Origin of the sequence: Jiella mangrovi, from assembly GCF_017815135.1 — a bacterium.
Lineage (GTDB): Bacteria > Pseudomonadota > Alphaproteobacteria > Rhizobiales > Rhizobiaceae > Jiella > Jiella mangrovi.
Window position 1 is genome coordinate 23,973 of the sequence record NZ_JAGJCF010000013.1, and the last position, 22,033, is coordinate 46,005.

General features: G+C 65.2%; 11 protein-coding genes. 7 read left to right on the forward strand and 4 right to left on the reverse strand.

All coding sequences use genetic code 11. From position 1 onward, the window contains the following. Positions 1-81 precede the first annotated feature (81 nt). The 5 genes from metC to J6595_RS15685 all read left to right on the forward strand — a co-directional run bounded on the left by metC (position 82) and on the right by J6595_RS15685 (position 7,010). Positions 82-1,260 carry a cystathionine beta-lyase gene (gene metC / locus J6595_RS15665; RefSeq protein WP_209595524.1) on the forward strand — a complete coding sequence of 393 codons (1,179 nt, stop codon included), beginning with the start codon at positions 82-84 and terminating at the stop codon, positions 1,258-1,260. 329 nt (positions 1,261-1,589) lie between these two features. Further along, on the forward strand, positions 1,590-2,795 hold the full coding sequence (locus J6595_RS15670) for a pyridoxal phosphate-dependent aminotransferase (protein ID WP_209595525.1): 1,206 nt from the start codon (positions 1,590-1,592) through the stop codon (positions 2,793-2,795). Positions 2,796-3,096: 301 nt separating this feature from the next. Beyond that, entirely contained in the window at positions 3,097-4,173 is a 1,077-nt protein-coding gene (locus J6595_RS15675) for an alpha/beta hydrolase family protein (protein WP_209595526.1), read from the forward strand. A gap of 482 nt (positions 4,174-4,655) precedes the next feature. After that, on the forward strand, positions 4,656-5,987 hold the full coding sequence (locus J6595_RS15680) for a hypothetical protein (protein ID WP_209595527.1): 1,332 nt from the start codon (positions 4,656-4,658) through the stop codon (positions 5,985-5,987). 60 nt (positions 5,988-6,047) lie between these two features. After that, positions 6,048-7,010: a COG3904 family protein gene (locus J6595_RS15685; protein ID WP_209595528.1), complete on the forward strand. Its 963-nt coding sequence runs from the start codon at positions 6,048-6,050 to the stop codon at positions 7,008-7,010. Between the two features lie 135 nt (positions 7,011-7,145). Here the strand turns inward: J6595_RS15685 and J6595_RS15690 are convergent, their stop codons facing one another. Beyond that, entirely contained in the window at positions 7,146-8,123 is a 978-nt protein-coding gene (locus J6595_RS15690; protein ID WP_245198527.1) for an alpha/beta fold hydrolase, read from the reverse strand. Positions 8,124-8,298: 175 nt separating this feature from the next. On the opposite strand from J6595_RS15690, the gene J6595_RS15695 reads away from it, so the two are divergent. Continuing rightward, positions 8,299-9,411 (forward strand): ribonuclease T2 family protein, encoded by a 1,113-nt coding sequence (locus tag J6595_RS15695; RefSeq protein ID WP_245198530.1) that lies wholly within the window; start codon positions 8,299-8,301, stop codon positions 9,409-9,411. A gap of 62 nt (positions 9,412-9,473) precedes the next feature. Here the strand turns inward: J6595_RS15695 and J6595_RS15700 are convergent, their stop codons facing one another. The 3 genes from J6595_RS15700 to J6595_RS15710 form a co-directional block, all read right to left on the reverse strand. Further along, positions 9,474-10,517, reverse strand: coding sequence for a sodium:calcium antiporter (locus J6595_RS15700; RefSeq protein WP_342453221.1), 1,044 nt, complete (start codon positions 10,515-10,517; stop codon positions 9,474-9,476). A 169-nt stretch (positions 10,518-10,686) separates the two neighbouring features. Beyond that, positions 10,687-12,510, reverse strand: coding sequence for an extracellular solute-binding protein (locus tag J6595_RS15705; protein ID WP_209595529.1), 1,824 nt, complete (start codon positions 12,508-12,510; stop codon positions 10,687-10,689). A 375-nt stretch (positions 12,511-12,885) separates the two neighbouring features. Further along, positions 12,886-21,225, reverse strand: coding sequence for an apolipoprotein A-IV repeat region-like domain-containing protein (locus tag J6595_RS15710; RefSeq protein WP_209595530.1), 8,340 nt, complete (start codon positions 21,223-21,225; stop codon positions 12,886-12,888). Positions 21,226-21,646: 421 nt separating this feature from the next. On the opposite strand from J6595_RS15710, the gene J6595_RS15715 reads away from it, so the two are divergent. Next, positions 21,647-22,033: an Hpt domain-containing protein gene (locus tag J6595_RS15715; protein ID WP_209595531.1), complete on the forward strand. Its 387-nt coding sequence runs from the start codon at positions 21,647-21,649 to the stop codon at positions 22,031-22,033.

Genomic DNA, 22,033 nt, shown 5'->3' on the forward strand with positions numbered 1-22,033 from the left:
GATGCGCGGCCCGACCTTGCCCTCACGGCGCGAATACGACGCGCCGGCCAGGCTTCCAGACCGTCCCAAGGAGACGAAACGATGAAATCCGAAAAGACATCCGCGTCGCGGATGGTCGAGGCCGGCCGCAGCCACGCGATCAATCCCGGACCGGTCAATCCGCCGATCGTGCGCGCTTCGACCTTTCTCTTCGACACGCTGGCCGACTTTCAGAAGGCCGGCAGCCGTCCCTTCGACGGCGCCTTTTACGGCCGGGTCGGGACGCCGACGACCTTTGCCTTCGAAGACGCAATCTGCGAGATCGAGGGCGGCCATCGCAGCATCGCGACCGCATCCGGTCTCGCGGCGATTTCGGCGACGCTGCTCGCCTGTCTGGAAAAGGGCGACCATCTCCTGATGGTCGATACGGTCTACGATCCGGCCCGGCGGTTCGCGAACCGCACACTCAAGCGGATGGGGGTCGATACGACCTTCTACGATCCCGCCCTCGGCGACGACATTGCCTCGCTCATCCGGCCGGAAACCAAGCTGATCTATCTGGAATCGCCGGGAACCGGCACCTTCGAAGTGCAGGACATCGCCGCAATCGTGCGCGCGGCCAAGAAGGCCGGCGTCAGGACCGCGATCGACGCGACCTGGGCGACGCCGCTCCTGCTTCGGCCTTTGGAGCACGGCATCGATATCTCGATCCATGCCGCGACCAAATACATCGTCGGTCACTCGGACGCGATGCTCGGCGTCGTCACCGCCAATGCCGAGACCTATGACGACGTCAGGCGAGCCACCCAGGACATGGGCGCAAGCGCCGGCATCGAGGAATGCAATCTCGGCCTGAGAGGCCTGCGGACACTGGAGCTGCGCCTTCGCCGTCACGAAGCCTCGGCGCTCGAGCTGGCACGCTGGCTGGAAAAGCGGCCCGACATCGCGAAGGTCTACCACCCCGCGCTTCCCGGCGCGGCCGGACACGAATTCTGGAGCCGCGATTTCGATGGCGCGTCTGGCGTTTTCTCGGTCGAGCTGCACAAGCGCCACCCGGATGCCCTGCGTTCCTTTGTCGACGCGCTGGACATGTTCCGCATCGGTTTCAGCTGGGGCGGCTTCGAGAGCCTCGTCCTGCCGGCACATCCCGAAACCCGGACATTGCCGCTCTGGAACGACCGCGGTCCGATCATCCGGCTGCAGATCGGCCTCGAAGACGTCGACGATCTGAGGGCCGACCTCGAAAGAGCGCTCGACGGCCTGCAAGGCCTGGCGGAGTAGGGCACTGGACGTCCCGCGAAAGCGGCCGTCCCGGATCGCGGCGGCACAAAGTCCTGACGATGCGTTCGTCGGCGGCTGCGGGCGTCGTTCCGCATGCGATGATCAGAGAGCGGCGCTTCCACCGCGCTCATCAGGAACGATGATCTGCCAGGGCGGAGGGGCGGATTTTTCTTCGCCCCGCATGACGAGATCGGGGAAAACTCTCGTCGCCGGCTCTGCGCGACGGCTTGCACCATGGCCCTGCCGGGACTAGGGTCCCGCCGTTTCTCAAGGCGCGCGGATCGGATTCCGCCTGCCGTACGCAACACCACTCATCGGAGAACCAGACAATGGCGTTTCTTGCCGCCGCCCTCGATCGCGTAAAGCCTTCGGCCACCATCGCCGTCACTCAGAAGGCTCGCGAACTCAAGGCGAAAGGCCGCGACGTCATCGGGCTCGGCGCCGGCGAGCCGGATTTCGACACGCCGGACAACATCAAGAAGGCGGCGATCGACGCGATCAACCGCGGCGAGACGAAGTACACGCCGGTTTCCGGCATTCCGGAGCTGCGCCAGGCGATCGCCGCCAAGTTCAAGCGCGAGAATGGCCTCGACTACAAGCCCGAGCAGACCATCGTCGGCACCGGTGGCAAGCAAATCCTGTTCAACGCCTTCATGGCGACCTTGAACCCCGGCGACGAGGTGATCATCCCCGCGCCCTACTGGGTCAGCTATCCGGAGATGGTGGCGATCTGCGGCGGTCAGCCGGTCTTCGTCGAGACAAAGATCGAGGACAATTTCAAGCTGACCCCGGAAGCCCTGGAAGCTGCGATCACGCCGAAGACCAAGTGGTTCCTGTTCAACTCGCCGTCGAACCCCTCGGGCGCGGCCTATACGGAATCGGAGCTTCGCGCGCTCGCCGATGTCCTGATGCGCCATGAGCATGTCTGGGTGCTGACCGACGACATGTACGAGCACCTCGTCTATGGCGATTTCGTCTTCACGACGCCTGCCCAGGTCGAGCCGAACCTTTACGAGCGCACGCTGACCATGAACGGCGTCTCGAAGGCCTATGCCATGACCGGCTGGCGGATCGGCTATGGCGCCGCGCCCCTCCAGCTGATCAAGGCGATGGACATGATCCAGGGCCAGCAGACGTCGGGCGCCTGCTCGATCGCCCAATGGGCGGCCGTCGAGGCGCTGAACGGCCCGCAGGACTTCATCCCGAAGAACCGCGAGATCTTCCAGGGGCGCCGCGATCTCGTCGTCGGCATGCTCAACCAAGCGCGCGGCATCGAATGCCCGTCGCCGGAGGGCGCCTTTTACGTCTATCCGTCCTGCAAGGGGCTGATCGGCAAAAAGGCCCCGTCGGGCAGGGTGATCGAGACCGACGAGGATTTCGTCTCCGAACTTCTCGAAACCGAGGGCGTCGCCGTCGTCCACGGCTCGGCCTTCGGCCTCGGCCCGAACTTCCGCATCTCCTATGCCACGTCGGAAAAGCTGCTGGAAGAGGCCTGCTCGCGCATCCAGCGCTTCTGCGGCAACATCGACGACTGACGAGGCATTCCTCTCGAAAGAGGGTGACGCCACACGGTGATGAGCCACCGATCGAGACCAGACCCGCCGTCGGAGGCTCTCCGGCGGCGGGTTTCTATGTTGAAGCATAGCGAGAGTGAGGCACAGCGGCGACGCCGATCGACCGGCGGTCTGAAGCTCCTGTCACCTCCTTGATCGCGATTGCGCGAGACCTCGATCGCGATCGAGGTCGCGTGTCACACGCCTCTTCTGCAGATCAGCGAGGCAGGCCCACCGCCTGCGAGGTCGTGCCGGCCGCCCTTGCAGACTGCGGAGAAAACCAATGAAATTCCGAAACCTGCCGATCATCGTCTGGGCCATCGTTCTCATGACGGTGGTCTTCGATCAGCCCGCCCGGGCGGACGAGGCCCCCCATGCGTTCCAAAATGTCGGCGTGCGGCAGATCGCGGCGCCCTCGAAGGAGCGCGGGATCAACCTCGACGTTACGGTCTGGTATCCGGCCCAGGCAGGCGGGAAACCGATCACGCTTGGCGCGAGCCCGTTCTTCGAGGGCACCGACGCGAGCCGCGACGCGCCGATATCAGCGGGCAGCTTTCCAATCGTTCTCCTGTCTCACGGCATCGGTCTTGCCGGCTATGCTGAGGCCTTGAGCTGGATTGCGACGCCGCTCGCAAAGGCGGGATTCGTCGTGGCCGCGCCGAGCCATCCCGGCAGCGGCGGGCCCGAGCGATCGGCGGCGGAAGCGATCAAGCTCTGGAAGCGGCCCCAGGACCTGTCGAACACCTTGAACGCCATCGGCAGGAATGCGGTCTTCAAACCCCATCTCCAGCTGAACGAGGTCGGTGTTCTCGGCCTGTCGGCCGGCGGCAGCACGGCGCTGGAGATCGCCGGCGCGCGGATCGATCCCACGCGCCTCGCGGGCTATTGCGACACGGAAAGGCTCAATGCCTCCCTCTGTCAGTGGTTACGGCAAAGCGGTGTCGATCTTCACGCCCTGGACCGACAAGCCGCGGGCCGTGAGAGCGAGGACAAGCGGGTCCGTTTTGCCATGGCGATCGATCCGGCGCCCGTCGATGTCCTCGATCTCAGGAGCTTCCGCGGCATATCGATCCCGGTCACGGTCGTGAATCTCGGCCGGCCGGGGCAGATTCCCGTGACCACCGACGCCTCCGAAATCGCGAAGATGATCCCGCACGCCACCTATTCCACCATCGCCGACGCCAGTCATTTCAGCATGTTCGGCGTCTGCAAGCCGGGCGCTGCAAAGCGGGCAGAGCGCGATGAGATCGGCGATCCGATCTGCGCCGATGGCGGCGGCCGGCCGCGGCATGCAATCCACCGGCAACTGATCGACATGGCCATCGCGGCGTTTACCCGGGCCCTCAAGCCAAGCTCATAGACAGGGCTGGCGCTGGGCACGCGGCAAAAAAAGCCGGGTCCAAAAGAACCCGGCCAAGCATGGTCTCGAAAGACCGTATGGGAGGAAACAGCCGGACCATCGACTGGGAGGAGGTACCGATGCACCCGACTGATGCCAACATAATACCTCAGATTCATTGAGCAACTGTCATTAAGGTATGTCAGCAATGCATTCATATCATAGCTCGATTTTATCAAACTACAGAGATTGGCCGCGTTTATCCAAACACGTGATTGTAATTTTCTATCAAGCGCCGCGGAGGCATGCACGGAATGCATTTCACGTCGACGCCCGCCCCATGCCTGGACGTTTCAGGGAGTGACGCCGTCCTTCACGCAATCGGCACCGGACGAATCAGGGCGCCAGGACTTACGCAAGTCGATGGAAAGCCTTAATCTCTCGTCAACGCCGCGTTCGAGACCGTCTCGTGCGCCGTCAGTTCGCAAGGGGAACCCGCGTTCATGGGTGCGTCGCAGTCTTATACATTGAGGGGTCAGGTCACGCGGCTGGACGCGACGACGCGCATCACGCTGTCGGTCCTCGCGCTTGCCAGCGGCGTCTACACCTATCTCGGCGTTCGCGAACTTCTCGACGGCGACGAGACGACGGTGTTTCTCGGCGCGATCGTCTATTCCGCGGCGGTCTCCGTCGCGATCTACGCCTTCTGGTCCTATCTGATGCGCTTCATGCCGCATGTCCGCCAGCCGGGTGGGCGGCGGATGCTGTATATCGCCATGGCGATCGGCTCGGCGATGATCATCGCCATGTCGTCCTGGCTGAACGCGGCCGCGCTCGCCGGCTCGGCGGCGCTGGAGCAGCATCTGGCGGTCACCACCGAGGAATATCAGCAAAAGCTCAACGAGGCCCATGAGAACGCGCTCGCCGCCCAGAGCCTCTTGCCGGACATTCAGCTCGCCTCCCAGCGCTTTTCCCAGCTCTCCGAGCAGGAGGCCCGCTCGGGCGTTCTCACCGGCACCTCCGGCTCGGGCACCGTCGTCCAGCTTCTGTGCCAGATGTCGAACCAGCTCTCCGGGCTCCAGGGCGAGATCGAGGGATCGCGGACGCAGGTAAAGACGCTGTTCGACCAGGGCGGGGAACATCTGGCGGCGATGCGCAAGCTGGTCTCCTCGCAAGGCCCGATCGCCGAACGCGCCAATGCCTATGGCGACGAGGCCGTCGCTCTGTCGGGCCTGCTCACCTCGCTCGAACAGACGTCGATTGCGCCTGCCGTGCGCCGGGCCGCCGAAGATCTCGGCCGCAGTTTCATCGCCCCAATCTCCGATGCCGCGGATGCCGATTTGCGCGCCCGCCAGAGCCGGGTCGTCGGCACCATCGAGGCATCGGTGAAAGCCCAGAGCGACGCACTGGCGGCGGCGGCCGACGAGATTCTTGCCCGCCCGAAGGTCGAGCCCTTGCGCTTCACGCCGCTCTCGGCGCCGGAAGCGGTCATCCGCTATGCCCGCGATTTCCTGCCCTCCTGGGCGGGTGCGATCTCGATCGACCTCCTACCGGCCGTCCTGATCTTCGTGCTTTGCATCGTTCAGGACGTGATCCGCCGGGAAGAGGGAGAGGAGTTCGATCTCGGCGACATGAGCGCAGCCGAGATGATGCGCGCGCTCCGCATCCAGAAGAAACTCCAGGCAGCCGAAGAGGGCGGAGAGGCGACGGTCAACCGGGAGGCCCGGCCCGCCTATGATGGCGAAATCGTCGGACCGCCCAGTGAGGAAGACGACATCGTCCAGCGCAACCGCCCGGCTGCCACGACGCCCTTTCCCAAGACAGCCGCGCGCTGAGAGCAAAGCGGAGCGCGCCTTGTTCTCTGACCGTGGCCAAGTCGTTCCGGCCGGCCGTCCATGATCGGTGACGAAACGCCACCGGGCCTGCTCGAGCGCATCGTCCTGAAGCTGCCGGAAGGCACTGTGCTGCGTCTTGTCTTTCTGGGGCTCCTCGGCGTCTCGGTCGCCATTCTCGCCCTCGATTATCAGAACGTGGCGAGAACGGCGGCCGAAGAGGAGCGGACCAGCCGCAGCGAGCCGCTCCCGCTGCGCCGGCCGCAGCCCGGCGATCAGATCCGCCCCTATCTGCCGCGCACCATGCCCGTCGGCCCCGATCGCGGCGAGCCGAGCCTTCCTGGCTATGACGGACCGGTCGAGGGCGACGCTCTGGCGCAGCCGATGCGTTTCTTCGTCGGCGAGGATGGCGAGGCGAGCGCCATCGGCCGGATCGAGTTCGGGACCGCCGAGGCCCTGCGGGAATTTCTCTCGGAGCCGGAGACAAAGGATATCTCGACGCTCGTCATCCATTCGCCTGGCGGCGCCGTCGCCGATGCGATCGCGATGGCCGGCGAAGTCCGCCGCCGGAAGATCTCGACGCGCGTGCCCGACGACGGATATTGCGCTTCGGCCTGCCCGCTGCTCCTTGCCGGCGGGGTGACGCGCCGGGCCGGGGAAAACGCCTGGATCGGGGTTCACCAGGTCTATGCGGTGTCGGGTTCCGAGCCAGGTCTGTCCTCGAATGTCGACCGCTCGATTGCGGAAATCCAGGCGACCACCGCGCAGTGCCAGAGCCTCCTCGTCGAGATGGGCGTGGATCCGGCGCTCTGGATCAAGGCAATGGAAACGCCGGCGGCGAGCCTCTATGTCCTGCGACCCGACGAGCTCATTCGGTATCGGCTCGTTCGACCGTTGCCCGATGGGCCGCAATTCATCGGCCCGCCTGCGCCGGTCTACCCGACATTTGCCGATCCTGAGACCATGTCGACGAGCGACGAGACGGCGGACGCGCGCGAAGCCAGCGTCTCGCCTCCCGAGCTTTGAGCGGTGGCGAACCCTAGAGCGCCGCGCGTCCGAATGGACGCACAAAGGACGCTCTATCCTATTGAATCCTCGCATCGTGCTTTCCAAAAATCGATTCCGATTTTTGGGCCGATGCTGTAGCTTGCCACCGATCGTCTACGACGAGACGCCCATGCCGGAGCTGGTGACGGGGCCGGGATGGGCGACGGCCCGATCGAGAAACGCCAGCAGGCTTTCCATCGCCGGCCTGCGATAGGTTTCGGTCTCGATCAGGGTCGCGTGCCTCGCTCCCGGTATGACGAGACTCTCGATCCGGTCGCAATCGAGCCTGGACAGCTCGTCGGCGAGTTCCACGATCGCCTTGCCGTTGCGGGTGGCAGGGTCTTCGGAGCCGCCGAGGATATGCAGGGGCAGGTCACTCGGGACGAGGGAAAGCCCCGGCTTCGAGCCCGCCTCGAAGACCAGCCTTGCGATATCCTCCATCATCGAGACGGTCGGCGTGAAGCCACAGAGGGGATCGCTCATATATTTGTCGACTTCTGCTTCGTCGTGGCTCAGCCAGTCGAAGGGCGTGCGGCGCGGAGAGACGGACTTCGCCCAGGCATCGAAGGTGAAGCGGCGCGACAGATCGCTTGCGACGTCCGAGCCCTTGAGCGCCTTTTCGGCCTTCAGCGCGATGCGGCCCAACCGGCGCTCGAGCCCATGGGCAAAGTCGGCGTTCCATACGCAAAGGCCTGAAAGGTCACGGCCGAACCGCTCGCCGTAATTCAGCGCGATCATGGCGCCGAGGGAGTGGCCGAAGACGACCAGCGGTAGGTCGCCGAACAGCTCGTTGGCATGAAGATGAACGGCGCGGCAATCCTTCAGGACCTTTTCCGCTCCGCCGGTCCCGGCAAAACGCCGCAATGGCGCATCGGCGGCGACGGTCGAGCCATGGCCGCGGTGATCATGTGCGAGAACGTGAAAGCCCGCCTGCGAAAGCTCGCCGGCGAAGCGCCCGTAGCACCCGGCATGCTCGGCAAGCCCGTGAAAGACGAGAACGATGCCTCTCGGCTCGGCCTGCGCCTCGCTCATGTAGAGATGAAGCGTTGCGCCGGAGCGGCTGTCGAGGGATTTCACTTTGTCGAAAGGCAACGCCTGCGGTACTCCTGCGAAAGTGCTTTCGCAGCTTCATAGCGCGGATCAGAGGTTTTCGCACGCGGCGGAGGAACCGTGGCTGGCATTCGCTTGCGAAGAAGATGCCGTAACGTTATTCTGCAACTCGTGCGATAGTGGGTTGGCTGGCGGACGATCGTCCGGGGAGCGAGCAATGCGCTTTATGCGGACATATGGACTCCCGCTGGGATTTTTCATGCTTGGCTTGGCCGTCTCTGCGCTGCCGACGGCGGCGCAGGAGCCGCTCGATGGTTTCGTCGTCGCCCGGAAGGCCTGCAACGCAACGATCTCGATCCGCAATGCCGCAAGCGAAAGCGGCACGGTGCTGGAGATCGATCGGGCCTATGATCTCCTTGGCGAGAACAGGGTCAATGGCTCGCACTACTATGTCCTCGTGCCCGAGGCAGAGCCTGCCCGGCGCTGGGTCGAGAAGAGCTGCGGCGACTGGGTCAAGCTCATAGCCCGGGACGAAGCCTTCGACCGTGCTGGCGGCAATGTGGCGAACAGCCCTCGCGACGATACGGGCGTGAGCGGAGACGCCGGAGAGGCCGGTCGCCGATCCGACGGAGCTGTGTCTGCGGGACTCCAAAGCGGGTCTCAGAGCGGCAGCACGCCTTCACGCGACTATGTCCTCGCAATCAGCTGGCAGCCGGCTTTCTGCGAGACCCATCGCGGCAAGGCCGAATGCCGGACACAAACGCCAGGGCGGTTCGACGCCGATCACTTCAGCCTCCACGGCCTGTGGCCGCAGCCACGCCCCAACACCTATTGCGGTTTTTCGGCTGACGAGCGGAGCGCCATTCAGCGAACTGATTGGGAGGACCTGGATCCCGTCGACGTCGATGACGATACGCGCCAGGCGCTTGCCGAGGCGATGCCTGGCAGCCAATCGCTGCTGGAGCGACATGAATGGACCAAGCACGGCACCTGCTACGGGACATCGCAGGACGAATATTTCGACGATTCCCTCGCAGTGCTCGAGAGGATCAATGGATCGAGGGTCCGGGAGCTTTTCGCAGGCGCCATCGGCCAGACGTTGACGCTCGACCAGATTCGGGCGGCATTCGACGAAAGCTTTGGCGAGGGGGCGGGGGAGCGTGTCCGTGTCGCCTGCTCGCGCGGTGGCCGCCGGCTGATCGTTGAATTGACCATTGGCCTTGTCGGTGAAATCACCGAGAATCCTGACGTGTCCAGGTTGATCGCTGCGGCCCGGCCCACCGATGGCGGTTGCGACGAAGGTTTGGTCGACGCAGTCGGGTTCGAATAGCCCTCGGCCGGATCAAGGCCCGATCCCATTTGCCGATCAGCGCCGCAGGTAAAGCCGTGCGGTCACTCCACGGTCTGTAGAAGACCGGACAGAACGCTCGTGATGCCGAGGCTTTCGAGCGTCACCCATGTGACCATGACCGCGTAGAGGGCGAGCAGGGCGACGCTTTCGCGGCGGCTGATCAGCATGCCGGTCCGCATCGCCACGAACAGCGCCACCGTCGCAACCGTCAAAAGCCCCATCATCGGGGCGGCGACGGAGAAGTTGATCACCGTCGCCCCGGCGACGAGGACGCCAGCCGGGATCGCAATGAGAAGATCGAAGACGTTCGATCCCAGAACATTGGCCAGCGCCGTGACACCCTCGTTCTTCCGCGCCGCGCGAATGGAAACGAAGGCGTCGGGCAGCGAGGTGCCTGCGGCAACCATGGTGAAGCCCCACAGGAAGCTCGGTGTCTCGAAGATCTCGCCGAGATTGATCGCCGAGCGCACCAGCCCCTCGACGCCGGCGACGATCACCAGAAGCGACACCGCGAAGATCATCCACTCGCGCAAAGGCCGGATCGTTTCCTCGGTCTTCTCGGCGGGATGCTCGCGGGTCTCGAGATACTGAATGAGGACATACAGGAGATAGAACGCGATCGGGATGAGCGAGAGCGCCCGGGTCAGTTCGCCGGTGATCAGGCCGCTCGCCTCCTGCGCCACCGGATTGTAGATCGCGGCCATGGCGAAGGTGATGAGGAGCACCGCCACCGACACCATGTAGAATTGCGATTCCTTGTAGACGAGCTCGCGGTTCGACTCGAGCCTGTTGGCGCTGAACAGGCCGCAAAGCGCCGGAATGACCAGAATGTTGAAAATTGCCGAACCGACGATCGCGGCGATTCCAAGCTCGAACTCGCCGTGAATCAGCGCCGAAAGAACGGTCGTCGAAAGTTCGGGAAAGCTCGACCCGACGGCGACGACGATCGAGCCGTGAACGACGGGCGGCAGCCGGTAATGCGCCGAGAGCTTGCCGCTGGAGCTTTCCAGAAGTCCGCTGCCCTTCCACACGACAGCCGTGCCGATGGCTGCCAGCGCGACCCAGGCCAAGACGTCTAACAGCACGCTGTTCTCCCTCGCATCGAACGGGTCGAGGAGTTGCAGTTAGCGTAGGACAGGCAAATGTGCGGCCTTCGACACGAGAAAGATGCTGTCAGGCCACGCACTCAGTCGCGCGGCGCAGACCGCCCGCAGCCCGTCTCACTGTCGCGAGACGGCGCAGTCTCGGTCGAATTCACTGCGGATCGCGCCAGAAGGTCGGGAGCTGATACCCATAGAGCGGCGTGGTCTGCGGCGGCTTGATGAAGGCCCAGCGGGCCAGGCGCTGCTCCGGCAGGTGGAACAGCGGAACCACGTAGTAGCCCGAGATCAGCAGCCGGTCATAGGCCCGGACGGCGGCGACGAAGTCTTCCCGGGACCTCGTCGTGACGATCTTGTTGATCATGTCGTCGAGCGCCGGATCGGACGCACCGGCATAGTTGAACGAGCCGTTGATGTCCTTGGCCCGAGATCCCCAGCGATAGCTCTGCTCGGCGCCCGGCGAGAGCGAGGCCGAATAGGCGCCGATGATCATGTCGTAATCGAAGGCGTCCTTGCGGGCCTGATACTGGCTGTCGTCGACGAGGCGCACCGTCGCGGCGATGCCAAGGCGGCCGAGCGTGCGCGTGTAGGCCTCGGCCATCTTGGCCTGACTGGACGACTGCACCATGATCTCGAAGGTCATCGGATTGCCGTTCGGGCCGACCAGCTGCCGGCCCTTGAAGCTGTAGCCGGCGTCCTCGAAAGCCTTCAGCGCCGCGCGCAGGACCTTTCGGTCCGAACCCGAGCCGTCGGTGACGGTCGGCGCATAGGTGCCGTTCATGACGTCTGGATCGACATCGCCGGGATAGGGCGCAAGCAGCGCCTTTTCCTTGTCGCTTGCCGGGCGCCCGAGCGCCGAGAGCTCGGAATTCTGGAAGAACGAGCCGGTGCGCTGATAGGCGCCGTAATACAGCGTCTTGTTCGCCCATTCGAAGTCGAACAGCATCGACAGGGCCTTGCGCACCTTGCGGTCGGCAAAGATCGGCTTGCGCGTGTTGAAGACGAAGGCCAGCATGTTGGCCGGCGCGCCGGTCTCGAACGTCTCCTTGATCACCCGGCCGTCCTTGACCGCGGGAAAGTCGTAGGCGGTGCGCCAGTGGCCGGGGTCGCCTTCCAGATAGACGTAGCAGTTGCCCTTCTTGAAGGCTTCGAACTGGGCGTTGGAATCGCGATAATAATCGATGACGATGGTGTCGTAGTTGAAGACGCCTTTGCGGATCGGCCGATCCTTGGCCCAGTAGTCCGGGTTCTTCTTGTAGGTGATTTCCCGGCCGGGCTTCACGTCGGCGATCACGTAAGGCCCCGAGCCGATCACCGGCTTCAGCGTCGTCTTGTCGAAGGTCTTCTCGTCGAATGCATGCTCGGGCAGAACCGGCAGGCCGGCGATCAGCAGCGGCGTTTCGCGGTCTGCGGTCTTGTCAAAGGTGAATCGGACGCCGTTCTTGCCGACCTTTTCGATCTTCACCGCCGGGCGCAGCCAGTTGGCATAGATCGGCCGGCCATATTCGCGCAGCATGCGCACCGTGAAGAGGACGTCTTCGGGCCGGATCGGCTGGCCGTCGGAAAACTTGGCGTCGGGATCGAGCTGGAACTCGACGTATGACCGCGCGTCGTCGGTCTCGATCGTCTTGGCGATCAGCCCGTACATCGTGAACGGCTCGTCGGGCGAGCGCTGCATCAAGGGCTCGAAGACGAGATTGCCGAACTCCTTGTCGAACCAGATGCCCCGCGCCGTTGTCAGCGCGCCGCGCACGATGACCGGGTTGAGATTGTCGAAATTGCCAAAGACGCAGTAGCGCATGGTCCCGCCCTGGGGCGCATCGGGGTTGGCATAGGGCAGGGTCTTGAAATCATCGGGCAGGGCCGGCTCACCCTGCATGGCGATCGCATGGGCCGGTTGGGCATGCGCAGGGTCGGCGGCCGCGAAGTGCGCGGCGGCAAGGCCGAGGGCACACAGGGCGGCGAGAGGATTACGCATGCGGCATTCCCAAAGTTCGGTTCAACATTCGCTCGGCCCGTCGCCTCTGCGGCGAGGCAACAGCGGCTTTGACGACCAGCCGCACGGCCCGTGTCAAGAGCACGAGAAATCGGCAATTTTTCGGATCGTTGGCCCGATCACCGGAATCTACAGCATCGGCCCGAAAATCGGAATCGATTTTCGGAAAGCACGATGCGTAGAATCAGTACGTTAGAGCGTCCCTTGTGCGTCCATTCGGACGCACGGCGCTCTAACCGCCATGGCAGGATTTGCCCACCGGCAAATGCCCGCATCATGGGCAGTGAAACGAAAAGGCCCCGGATCCTGGCGATCCGGGGCCTTCGTTGCTTTCAGAGACGACGGGAACGCTTTGCGTCAGCTGTCGAAACGGCCGGAGGCGTGGGCGAGCATCGTATAGACCTTGCCCGTATCCGAGGAGAGATAGGTCCGCGACATCCGGTTGTCGGGATCGTTGCGGGAAATATCCTGCAGCAGAGCCTCGAAATCGGCGATGTAGCGATTGACCGCCTCCTTGAACTCGCTGTCCCTCTGATACTTGCGACGAATGTCGTCGAAGGTCTGCTGTCCCTGCATCGTATAGAGCCGCCGTGTGAACACGTTGCGCTCGCCGCGGCGGTAGCGGTCCCACAGTTCCATCGAGACATTGTGGTCGATCGCGCGGGCGATATCCATCGACAGCGAGTTCAACGATTCGACGACATGGTCCGCCGATCGTTCGGCGGGCGCGGTCTCGCGGTTCGCCGGCGGGCTCGGCTGCTGAGCTTGCGGCTTGGTGACTTCGCCTGCGAACGGATCCTCGTCCTCGGACGCCCGGCGCAGCAGGTTGGAGACCCAGCCCGCACCCCGGTCGTTCTCGCTGCGCTCGCGCGGGCGAACGGGTGCGAGGCGCTCCGGCTCCGGCAGGCGCGGCGGCGTCGGGGACGCCGATGCATTGCCCGCCGCCCCGTTGCCCGAAGGCCCTGTCCGCGTCTCGGATGAGGACACACCGGAGCTTGTGGGCGGCGTTGCCGCCGGTCGGCTCGCGGCATTGTCGCTGCGGCCGCTCGCCGGTTGCGCCGGCGTTTGGTCGAAGGACGTCCTCGTCACGGGCGATTGCGGCTCGCTTCGTGCCGGCTCGAAGTTCGAACCACGCAGGTCCCGCGCCAGATTGCCATCGCTCAGGAAGGAGGCGGCGATCTCCTGTTCGACATCTGCCGCATCATCGTCGTCGAAGTCGAAGATGGGAGCGGGCGCCTTTGCCGGCTCGGCTCGCTTGGGCTCCGAGACGGACGGGCGGGCCTCCGCCTGCGGCCGTGACGGAGCCGGCCGCGAGCGGTCGGAGACGTCGAAGGCCCGACCCGATTGGGACACGATGTCGGAGAGTTCGCGCAGCGCCCGGATCTGGTCCGAGACGGCCCGGCGCATCGCTTCGGTGCTGGACTTCGTCTCCTCGGGAAGCTCGAACACGCCGCGCTTGACCTCCGCACGGGCCGATTCCAATTCGGAGCGGATCTCCCCGGCAGCCCGGCGGATCTCCTCGGTCGAGCGTTCGAACCTTGCTCCGGCATCGCCGAGCGCGGCCTGAACCGCTTCGCGCAGCGCCGCTGCGGTCTGCAGCGAGCGCTCTTCGGCCTCCCGCAGCTGATTTTCGACACCGTCGAGAGACGAGCCGACGTCGCCGGCGAGACGCTCGGTAATCAGCCGCGACCGTTGCTCGGTCCGGTCGAACAGGCCGTTCACGACGTCCTCGAAGGACCGCATCAGCGCGCCGATCTCCTCCGAGCGGCTGACGAGCCCCGACGACAACGCGTCGAGACCGGCATGGCCGCCTTCGAGAACTGTCCGCAGGCCTTCCTCGCGATGCTCCAGAAGACCGACCGTCTCCGTCAGCACGGCGCCATGTTCCTGGAAGCGATCGGCCATGGAGGCGATCTTGGAGAAGGCCGCGAGCGACAGCTGGTCCAGCCTGTCGACGTTCGAGTCCAGCATACGGGCGCTGAGCGAGATCGAATTCGTCGCCTCTTTCGCATCCTCGGCGAAGCGAGCCCCGCTTTCCTTGAGGATGCCGTCGATGGCGCCGAGATTGCCCGCCGTCTCCTCGACGAGACCGCGCAGCGAACTCGATGTCTGGGCCAGACGGCCGATCAACGAGCCGACGTCGCGCTGCAATTGCTCGCGCATTTCGCCGACCATGCCGACGGTCGCGGCCGCCCGCTCGTCCAGCGCACCGAGGATGGCGTCGGAGGACTGGTTGAGCGCCGCGATCGTCTCCTGAGCCCTGCGGCCGAGAGCTGCGGCAAGAGAAGCATTCTCGTTGCGCAGTTTTTCGGCGGCATCGCGGCTGGTCACCTGCAGCAGGCGGGCGAGTTCCGTACCACCGTCGCCGATCTGCGAGAGGATCGGACGCGCTTCCTCATCGAGCATGCGGCTGATCTCGGCATTGCGGGCCGAAAGCATCGCGGACAGGGTGCGGGTCTTTTCCTCCAGCTCCTCGTTCATCATCCGCGTCGTGGTGGCGAGGTTGCGTTCGGTCTCGCTCATGCGTCCGGCAAGCTCTTCACCGACAGAGCCGGCGCTGTCGAGCAGCGTGCCGCGTGCCCGCTCCGTCTCGAGGCGGATGATTTCGGACACCGCCGCGATCTGGTTCGACAGGTCGCCGCCGCGATTGGAGATCTCGTCGCGAACGCTCTCGGCATCGAGCAGCAACTGACCGGAGACCGTCGCGACTTCGCTGCGCAGCTGGGCGACGACACCGGCGACCTCGCCGCGCAGGGCCTCCGAAGAGGTGACCAGCTCTTCCCGCAACCGCGCGGTCGATGCATCGATCTCGCCGGTGACCGGGTTTTCGGCCAACAGGTCTCCAAGCCGGCGGATGACTGCCTCGAGCTCGTTCGAGAAGCCGTCAGCGCGTGCTTCGAGCGCCGCGGCGATGTCGCCGGTGGCACTGCGCATGGCACCGGCCGCGTGGCTGACCCTTGCGGAGAAATCGTCGCCGGAGCCCTTGAGGGCTCCCTCGGCGGTCTCGGCCAGTTCGCCCATCCGGGCGACCGCCTTTTCGAACTCCGCTGCAAGCCGCGCGCTGTCGCCATCGAGGCGCGAGCGGTTTTCCTCCGCCACCTTGCGCAGTTCTTCGCTGGCTGCCGTGATCCGGGCGGCGAAGGCTTCGGTGTTGCGGTCGAACTCGCCGGCGACGACGCCTGAGATACCGGCGAGCGTATCGACGAGGCTCATGCGCTGCTGGCCGAGCTGATCGCGAACGTCGTCGGCCTCGCGGCGAATGTCGCCGGTGAGACCGGCGATCTGGTTCGCCAGGGCTTCGGCTTCGGACGCGAAGCGCTTGCGCGACTCCTCGGACAGCGACCGGATGACCTCGGCCGATCCGCCGATGGTTTCAGCGATCCGTCCGCCTTCGTTGACGAGTTTGGTCCCGGCGGTTTCCGAACGTTCGGACAGCTCGTTGGCGAGAGCTTCGAGCCGCGACGTGAGCTTCTCGGCCTCCGCGGCGATGCGCTCGCGGGCGCTTTCGCTGGCGGTATCGAACAGCCGCGAAATATCGCCGACGCTGACGGAGACCTTTTCGGTCTCTGCCATCAGACCCTGACGGGCCCGGCCGGCCTCTTCCGCCATGGCGGCCGTCGCTTCCGTGACGGTCGTGCGGATCGCCTCGGCGATCGTGGCGGTCCGGGCATTCAGCGTGCGCTCGACATTGCCGAGGCCCCGCTCGAGCGCGGTCGAGATCGCTTCGGTGCGCTGGTCGAGCGCACCCACGAGGGTCGACGAGCCGGTCTCCAGCGCCGCCAGGAGATCCTCACGCCGGCCTTCGAGCGTCTGCGAGATATCGCCCACCGACTGCTCGATCGTGCGTCTGACGTCGTCCGCACGGTCCTCGAAGGTCGCGGCGGCCGAGCTCACCGCTCCGTCGATCAGCGAGGCAAGCGTGTCGCGGCGCTCGTCGAAGGAGGTGGCAAGTTTCAGATCCGCCTCGAACAGGGCGTCGGTGAGCGAGTTGATCCGCTCTTCCAGCGTCTCGGCGAGGGCCGACCGCCCGCTTTCGATCTGAAGGCCGAACTCGTCCTTGCGCTTGTCGAGAGCGGAGAGGATCGTGCCCTCCGATCCCTCGACGAGATTGCGGATCGAAAGGAGCCGCTCGTCCAGACCATCGACGAGGAGGCCGCGCGCGTCCTCGATGATCGTGCGCAGGGCCGCGGTGCGGCCATCCAGGCTTTCGGAGATACGGCTGATCCGATCGGCAATGTCGCCCGAAATCTCGCCGAGCCCCTGATCGAAGGCACCGGAGACGTCGTTGCGGCTAGCTGCCAGAAGCTCGCTCAGCTTGTCGATCCGCTGATCGAGGCTTTCGCGGATACCGGCCTCGGCCGTCTCCGAGGCTGCGCGCAGCTCGGCGATACGGGTTTCGAGGGCGGTATCGAGCGACTGTCCGCCGCCGCGCATTTCGCCCGAGAGGCTCGCGACACCAGAAGCGATCGTCTGCCGCAGCTCTTCGACTTCGCCCGCAAGACCGTTTTCGATGTCGCCCTTGGCGCTCTCCGCCACCGCGCTGAGGCGCGAAAGGCGCTCGTCGAGGCCCTCGACGACCATGGAGAGGGCACTCTCGATGGCCGCGAGCTGGGCACCGGCGCTGATGGAAATGTGATCCTCGAACCCGCGGGTGCGCTCGTCGAGCTCGTCGCGGAACCGGCCGGACTGGGCGTCGACGGTGCCGACCATCGCGGCGCGCGTGTCCTCGAGCGACTTGCCGAGGCCTTCGATCCGCTCCGACAGATCGCTGACGATCGAGGCGACGACGTCGTCGAAGCCGCTCGAGACGTTTCCGAGCCGTTCGTCGATCGCCGCAGCGATCCGCGCCGGCATCTCGTCGCTGATGCTCTTCAGCGTCGCAGAGCGGTTCTCGAGGATTTCGGCGAGTTCTCCCTTGCGGGCATCGAAGCTTGCAAGCAGCGCGTCCTGCGCGTCGCCGACCAGGCGTTCATTGGCATGCAGCCTGTCCGCAAGGCCGGCATTGAGGTCGCCGGTGCGCCGATCGATATTCTCGAGCAGCGCATGAGACTTCTCGTCGATCCCACTGATGATATTGGCGCTTCCGCCGTCGAGCGCGTGCTGCAGATTGGTGCCGCGCTCGGCCAGTGTCGAGGCGATGGCGTTGATCCGCTCGTCAAGCGCGTTGACGATGGAATCCTCGGACATGGCGAGGAGCTGCTCGATGGCACCGCGGCGTTCTTCGAAGAGCGCGGAGAACGTCGCGGCCTTTTCGTCGAGTCCGCGCGCCAGAAGCCCCTCGGCGGCACCGACCGCCGTTCCGATCTCGCCGAGCACCGTCCCGATCCGTTCGGCGACCTGGTCGGACCGCAGGTCCATGTTGTCGACGACGAGCCGCTGCGCCTCGTCGAGGGCTCTGGCGAACCGCTCGGTCTGGCCGGCAAAGGTCTCCTGAAGCGATTGCATCCGGTTTGCGAAATTCGCCTCGAAACCGTCCGCGACCCGGGCCATGACGGTCTCGATCTCGTCGCGGCGCTCGGTGAGCACCGCCTGGATGCGCTCGGAGGCGCTGTTCAGCTTGCTGCCGATCTCGCCGGCCCGTTCGTCGATGGCATCGATCCGGGTGTCGGCGGTCAGGTCGAAGGAGAGGAGGCGCTGATCGAGAGCTTCCGACAGAGCGCCGGTGCGCTCCGCAAGAACGGCGTCGATGCCGGACTGGCCTTCGGTCAGGATCGTCCGCAATTCGCCGCTGCGCGCCTGAAGCACCCTGTCGGTCGAAGCCACCGCGCCGTCGGTCATTTCCGAAAGGTCGGAATGGCCCTTTTCGAACGCTTCGATAATCTCGCGGGTCCGCTCCGCCAGAGCCTGCGCAAAGGACTTCGACCGATCGTTGATCGCCGTCGAGACCCGCTCGGCCGATAGCTCGATGGCATTGGCGCGGTTCTCGATCGCTTCGATCAGGGCCGGGCCACGCTCGCCGAGCGCCTTTTCGATGACTTCGATGCGGTTATCGAGACCGCCCAGCGTCTGCGTGTTGTTGTCGGACAGAAGCTGTGCGATCCGATCGGCCCGCTCGCCGATTTCGATCTCGGCGCTCTTGAGGAAGCGGCTGGCGCTATCCTCCAGGCCCTCCCGACGCGTGTCGATCTGTTCGGCGACACCGGCCTGGAACGTATTGCTCTGCGCCTCGATCTCGCGGAGGCGTTCGTCGAAGAGCGTCCCGAGGCCATCGAGGAAGGTCTCGCTCTGCAGCCGCATCGTCAGGGCACGATCATCGAGAGCCTCAGCGAGCCCGGCGACGAAGGTGTCGTTGTATTCGTTCAGCATTTCCGTGCGCGAGCGCAGGAGACCCGTTGCGGCATCCGCAGAGGCCATCAGGCGGCTGACGACTTCGGTGCCGATCGCCGTCATTTCGGCGGTGACGTCGCCGGCCCGCGAAAGCAGCGTTCCGGTCGTCGCGTCGAGGCGCTCGCTGGCCTCGTTGGCCGAGGCGAGCAACTGGCGGGTCGCCGCATCGGACGTTTCGTTCATCCGGGCAACGACCTGACCGGTCTGCGTGTCGAACCGGGTGGAGAGGCGTTCCAGCTGCTCTTCGAGGGCCCGCTCCGTGGTCTCGCCGGCACCGACGATGCTTTCGACCGCGCTATCGGCACCCAGCGTCAGACCGACGACGAGCTGCTCGCTCACCTCGCGGACGCTGGCCTGCAGCGCCGCGCTCCTCTCGCTGAGATCGCTCAAAAGGAACTGGCTGCGCGTCGCGAAGTCCTCGCTCAGCGCGATGTTCTGGTCGGCGATCCTCCTGGCAACGGTCTCGCTGGTCTCACCGAGGCGCAAGACGGCGGTGTCGCTGGTCGAGCTGATGGCATCAAGCAGCTGCTCGCTCGCGCCATGGGCCCGCTCGACGATCGCGGCCGTCTTGCCGTCGAAACCGGCGAGAAGGTCCTGGGCCCGTGCATCGAACTCGCTGGCGAGACGCTGGGCGCGCTCCTCGAGACCGCGGCCAATCTCCTCGCCGGCAGTTTCCATCTGCGTGGTCGCATTCTCGGTGGTGAAGGAGATGTCGGCGACGAGCCGGTCGCCGAGATCGCTCATTCGGGTATCGAGCGCCGAGCTCTTCTCTTCGAAGACGGTGATCAGCTTCTGGCTGCGATCCTCGATATTGTCGGCGAGGGCGCGGCTGCGCTCTTCGCTCTCCCGTGCGAGCGTCTCGTTCGTCTCCGTCAGCCGGCGCAGGGATTCGTCCGCGCTGCCGGTGATGCGCTCGACCAGCGATTGGGTGTCTTCGGTGAGCGTATCCTTGATGCCGTTCGCCCGCTCGCTGAACAGCGCCACGATCGCCGCGCTGCGTTCCTCAACGTCGAGACCGATTCGGCCGGACTGCTCGTCGAGATCTGCGGAAATCTTCTCCCCGACGCCGATCAGCTTCTGGCCGGCATTGGCAGCAAACTCGTCGAGCCGCGCGAGAAGCGCGTCGCCCTCGGTGGTCAGCTGCTCGCGAAGCGCAAGACCCTTGTTGTCCAGCATTTCGGAGAGATTGCCGTTCTGCGTCTCGTATTCCCGCGCAAGATTGGCGCTGCGCTCCTCGATCAGGGTCGTGAAGCGCTGCGAGGCCTCCTCGATGCGGGCAAGGACGGCATCGGACGTCGCCTCGACGTCGCCGACCAGCCTCTGATGGGACCCCAGAACGGCGGAGCGAAGGCGCTCGGCGTGAGACAGCATCGCGTCGCGCTCGGTGCCGAGATCCTGAACAAGGGCGCGAATCTTCACTTCGTTGTCGGCATAGGCCCGTTCCAGAGCGCCGACCTCGCTGCGCACCGCGCCTTCGAGATTCACCGTCCGCGACAAGGCGCGTTCGACGCCTTCCGCAAGACCGGAGATTTCCCGCCGAACGGCCTGACCGACGCTCATCACGCGTTCGGTCGCAACGCTTTCCGGCTCGGCCAGACGCATCGCCACCTCGGCCAGCGACCGGCTCATCAGGCGAAGATCAGCGGAGCGCCGAACCATCAGCCCGATGGCCAGGAAGAGAATCGGCGGCAGAACGATCAGCGCGATGAGAGCGAGCAGTTCACCCTGTCGCAGGGGGTCGCTCAGTCCCTCCGAAATGGCCTGGACGTCGGTGCCGTAGATAGAGGAAGCTCCGAAGGCGAGGGCGGCGACCCAGACGATGGCGGCAATTCCAGCGATCCAGACCGGCGTGCGGGAGGCGCGGCGCTGCAACAGCGCCTCCGCCCAGACAGCATTGCGCCGCTCTTCGTCATTGGCCGGCGCCTGGCTGTAGGCGCGCGGCTGCTCGTCCGGCGCGCCGCGGGTCTCCCGCGTCTCCGGCCGCGCCCCGGCTCGCGAGCCACCGTCGGCGGATGCGCCGTCCTGTCCGGCGGAACGTGGCTGAGCGGCGGCCCCGGCTGCGCCTGCGGCCGCTGCCGCCCCCGCCGCGGCCATCGCCGTTCCCACCGCAGCCGATGCGGCAGCGGCATCCGTTTCGGACACGGCCTCGTCGCTGCGCAGCTGACCTGCGGTTTCGCTGATCTGGCGCTCGAAATCCTCGAGGGAAAGAACGACGTCGATGTTCTCTTCGGCGGCGGTCTCTTCGAGATGGCCGCTCGCCTCGGCCATGGTTTCCGCCTCGTCCGAGTCGATGTCGAGATCGGCGAGCGCTTCTTCCAACTCGTTGACCGCATCGTCGGACAGCTGATCGAATGGTTTCGTCTTGGACATGGCCGTCGCGCCTCGATACTCTTTACGTCTGCCCTGAAAGTTCGGCGCCACGGTGTGCGTCGCCGGTCCTTTCGGCCCCATGCCAAGGCTGGTCAGAGGACCAGAACCCCGGCACAAAAGCCGCAGAATCTCCCGTCAGAATGTTAGTGGGCCGCCGGATTGAAAGAAACCGTAAAGCCGGCCGATTCCTACAAGTTTAAACATAAGGTTAACGATGGCCGGGCAATTGTGCGTTTTTCGGTCGCAGCGCCTGTCCTGCCGGGCTTGCACGAAACACGCCAAACCATTGTCGTTGCGCATTTTTCCTTCGACCTTAACGAATTGCTCACCGAACCGCGAGACGATTCTGGTGCGAAAGGCGATCCCGCTCGTCGTCGCCGTCGGGCCAAGCGGCCCCGCCGCGCCAGCATCGGAGAATGTCGTGTCCCAGCCACACGAAAGCGAACGCAACAGCGGCATTGCCCCGAAGGGTCCCGCCCGCAAGGCCGTCCTATCGCGTCTGTCGCCGATCGACCTGGTGCATCTCTCCCATCAGACGGCTGGAGATCCGGCGCTCGAAACGGAAGTCCTCGGCCTTCTCGTCATCCAGATCGAGCGCGTCAGCTCGGTGATCGAAACCGCCTCGAAAGAGGAGCGAGCCCGTCTCGCCCACGCGCTCAAGGGAGCAGCCCGCAATCTCGGCGCGTTCCGCCTCGCCGAGGCCGCCGAGCGGTTCGAAAGGGATTCGGCCGACACGGCCGCGATGGACGCGCTTCTTCGCGAACTCGACGAAACCGGCCGTTTCGCACGCGACCTCTCCGCCGCCTGA

What these genes read in the sequence shown, in the direction of transcription:
- metC (WP_209595524.1), top strand. Translation starts at nt 82, where the DNA reads ATGAAATCCGAAAAGACATCCGCGTCGCGGATGGTCGAGGCCGGCCGC.
- J6595_RS15710 (WP_209595530.1), bottom strand. Translation starts at nt 21,225, where the DNA reads ATGTCCAAGACGAAACCATTCGATCAGCTGTCCGACGATGCGGTCAAC.
- J6595_RS15695 (WP_245198530.1), top strand. Translation starts at nt 8,299, where the DNA reads ATGCGCTTTATGCGGACATATGGACTCCCGCTGGGATTTTTCATGCTT.
- J6595_RS15670 (WP_209595525.1), top strand. Translation starts at nt 1,590, where the DNA reads ATGGCGTTTCTTGCCGCCGCCCTCGATCGCGTAAAGCCTTCGGCCACC.
- J6595_RS15705 (WP_209595529.1), bottom strand. Translation starts at nt 12,510, where the DNA reads ATGCGTAATCCTCTCGCCGCCCTGTGTGCCCTCGGCCTTGCCGCCGCG.
- J6595_RS15680 (WP_209595527.1), top strand. Translation starts at nt 4,656, where the DNA reads ATGGGTGCGTCGCAGTCTTATACATTGAGGGGTCAGGTCACGCGGCTG.
- J6595_RS15675 (WP_209595526.1), top strand. Translation starts at nt 3,097, where the DNA reads ATGAAATTCCGAAACCTGCCGATCATCGTCTGGGCCATCGTTCTCATG.
- J6595_RS15685 (WP_209595528.1), top strand. Translation starts at nt 6,048, where the DNA reads ATGATCGGTGACGAAACGCCACCGGGCCTGCTCGAGCGCATCGTCCTG.